Raw genomic sequence first — 329 nt, 5'->3', positions numbered from 1 at the left:
GGGGTGGGGGTGAGGTCGGCGGCGGCCTTGAGGGCGGCGGCGGGGTCGATGAGGCCGGCGCCGTAGTCGTCGTCCCGGCCGCCGTCGGGGCGGTGCTGGGCCGTGCTCGTCAGCAGGTCGCGGATCTGGGCGGGGCTCAGGTCGCGGTGGGCGGAGCGGAGCAGCGCGATGGCGCCGGAGACGAACGCGGCGGCGGGGCTGGTGCCCCAGCCGGAGACATAGCCGGTGCCGTGGTCGGCCATGAGGATGTCGTAGCCGGGGGCGCTGACCGTCGCGTACCAGTGGCGGGGGGGGGAGGGGGGGGGGGGGGCCAGGGGGGGGGCGGGGGG

The 329-nt window shown here is 79.0% G+C and carries 1 protein-coding gene; it reads right to left on the bottom strand.

Annotation, left to right across the window (positions count from 1 at the left end):
- On the bottom strand, positions 1–329 hold a 329-nt coding region (locus ADL22_RS15205; protein WP_159048668.1), incomplete at both ends, for a S8 family serine peptidase.

The organism is Streptomyces sp. NRRL F-4489 (genome assembly GCF_001509485.1).
Classification (GTDB): Bacteria; Actinomycetota; Actinomycetes; order Streptomycetales; family Streptomycetaceae; genus Streptomyces.
This window is presented reverse-complemented; position numbering and strand designations above follow the sequence as displayed.